This window comes from Mesorhizobium sp. M7A.F.Ca.AU.001.01.1.1 (assembly GCF_004022735.1).
Taxonomy (GTDB): domain Bacteria; phylum Pseudomonadota; class Alphaproteobacteria; order Rhizobiales; family Rhizobiaceae; genus Mesorhizobium; species Mesorhizobium ciceri.
In genome coordinates this window covers 1-2,381 of sequence record NZ_RZPF01000871.1, presented here as the reverse complement: position 1 = coordinate 2,381, position 2,381 = coordinate 1, and the positions used below count along the sequence as shown (strand labels likewise).

At 60.1% G+C, this 2,381-nt stretch carries 2 protein-coding genes and 1 pseudogene; 2 read left to right on the top strand and 1 reads right to left on the bottom strand.

Annotated elements, in window-relative coordinates; genetic code table 11:
* Both EN884_RS33200 and EN884_RS33195 read left to right on the top strand, forming a co-directional pair.
* A pseudogene (locus EN884_RS33200) lies at nt 1–388 on the top strand (hypothetical protein); the annotation flags it as partial.
* Nucleotides 385–1,143, top strand: a complete 759-nt coding sequence (locus EN884_RS33195) for an FkbM family methyltransferase (RefSeq protein WP_063168214.1) — start codon at nt 385–387, stop codon at nt 1,141–1,143. The pseudogene EN884_RS33200 and the gene EN884_RS33195, both read left to right, overlap by 4 nt.
* A 46-nt stretch (nt 1,144–1,189) precedes the next feature.
* Here the strand turns inward: EN884_RS33195 and EN884_RS33190 are convergent.
* The coding region (locus EN884_RS33190) for an HlyD family type I secretion periplasmic adaptor subunit (RefSeq protein WP_128361014.1) at nt 1,190–2,381 on the bottom strand (1,192 nt) is incomplete at its 5' end.

Below are 2,381 nucleotides of genomic sequence, written 5' to 3'. Positions count from 1 at the left end.
CTCCAGCATCGAGCAGCATTACAATATGGACGGGTTCGAGCCGCCATTCTCCATCGTTGCCTATCTCAGGGCATTTGCCACCTCGCTGCTGCGTGCCGTCAGCCTGAACAGCTGGGTCGGCGTGTCGGTGCTGGCACTGGCCGGCTGGTTTGCTGCCGACCGCGCCGGCTTCCGCCTCGACCGCCGCGCCGGCATCCTGTTCGCGGCACTGGTGCTCGGCGCGCTGGCGAAGTTCACCGTCTTCCCGATCCACGACACGCGCATCTATTTCCCGCATCTGATCCCGCCATTCCTGCTGCTGGCGACGCCGTTCATGGCGTTGTGGGCGGCCGTGGCTCGCGGCCAGAATCGCGCTGCCATGCAAATCATTCCCGGAGACAAGTCATGAGTTCGCTATCCAGCCTGGCGCGCGTTGCCCTGTCGCTCGGTCTTCCCAGTGGCGTTCTCGATCGCGGGCCGTCGCTGCGCGGCACGAAATTCCTGGCCAAGGCAGCGCTGAAGGCGCGGTTTGGTGGGGCGGGGCGGCCGTTCCAGATGGTCAATGTCGGCGCCTGCGACGGCGCGCTCTTCGACGATGTGACGCCGTGGCTGCACAGGATTCCCGGTGCACGCGCGATGCTGGTCGAGCCGATCCCCTACAATCAGAAACGGCTGCGCGCCAACTACCCCGACATCAGCCGCTTCATCATCGAGCCGGTGGCGGTGACGAAGACAAAGGGCACGATCACCGTCCACACTTTCGATGCCGCCGCGCTCGAGGCCGGCACGCTGCCCATCGAATTCATCGGCTGTTCGTCGGTCACCGACACCAATCTGATGTCGGGCAAGAATGCCTGGGGCGAGGCCGACGCCAACTTCAACAAGTTCGCGCCGCATCTCAGGGACATCGAGGTGCCATCCGAGACCTTGCTGACGCTGCTCGACCGCAACGGCATCACCCATATCGACGCCTTCCTCGTCGATTGCGAGGGCGCCGACTGGATCGTCTTCGAACAACTCGACCTCAAGCGCTACCGTCCCGGCATGATCAAGGTCGAGGTCGGCGCGCTGCCGGCCGCCGAGATCGGCCAGGTCGTGGTCAAGCTGAAGACATCAGGCTATCAGGTCGGTTTCCAGGCCGAGGACATCTGGGCCTTCGTGTGAAGGAAGATAGAGCAGACGACCCCCTCCATTGCTACAAAGACGTGGCCTAGTCCTCTCTGAACGCACGACTGATCTGATCGGAAAGCGGCTTCACGAAATATGAAAACGCAGACCGTTCGTGGGTCTTGATAAAGGCCTCAACGGGCATTCCCGGAAGAACAATGAGTCCGTCTAGCCGCGCCAGTTCTTCGGGCGCTACCACGAAGCGCACCTGATAGTAGGAAGATCCTGAGCGCTCGTTAGTCGTCAGGTCAGCTGCAATACGGACAACCGTCCCATTGAGTTCTGGCGTGGTACGCTGATTGAATGCCGAGAGGCGTAGCACTGCCTTCTGCCCAAGCTCAATCTGGTCGATGTCGCGCGGTGCGATCTGGGCATCCAGCGCGAGCCCGCCGCTATCGGGAACGATCGACATAATCACATCCCCTGGCGAAATGACGCCGCCGACAGTGTGAAATGCCAGTTGGTGCACGATGCCAGCCTGTGGAGCGATGATGTCGATTCGCTTGAGTTGATCCTCGGCCGCGATCTTTCGCTCGATATATTCTCCGATCTGACCTTGCACTTCACGAAGTTCGGCGCTCACTTCAGTTTTCAGGTCGGAGTCGATCTGCAGGATCTGCAGTCTAGCTTCCGATATTCGGCCTGCTGCTTGAGCCTGGCCGGCCATCGCCTCGCCTCGATCACCGCCGAGGGTCGCCGCCTCTCGCTCCAGGTCGTTCAATCGCAACACAGAAACAATGCCCTTTGCCCGGAGCACTTGAAGCGAGGCGATCTCGGCATCAAGCACAGAGAGCCCACGATCAAAGGCTGTTTCGCGAGACTTCAGGCCATCGATCTCATGCGCGAACTGCTTAATTCTTTCGCGCAACTGGGACTTCTTCCCCGCTCGGTCTTCCTTCCTGAACTCAAACAGTCGACGCTCACTCTGAACGGCTGCGGCGATATCGGTGTTGTCAAGCCGGGAAAGTAAAGTTCCTGGAAACGCAATCTGGTCTTCGTCGTCGCGCTCGGCCTCAAGTCTAGCGAGCCGTGCAGTCAATTCGTCCAGCCTCTTGGTGACGATTCCAAGGTTTGCCCGCGCTTGCGTTGCATCGAGGCGCACAAGTACATCTCCGGCAGCAATCTTCTGCCCCTCCTTGATGAGAATCTCGCTGATAACGCCTCCAGTCAAATGTTGGATTTTCTTGACATAGCTATCGACGACAAAGGTGCCGGAAGCCACGACTGCACCAGAG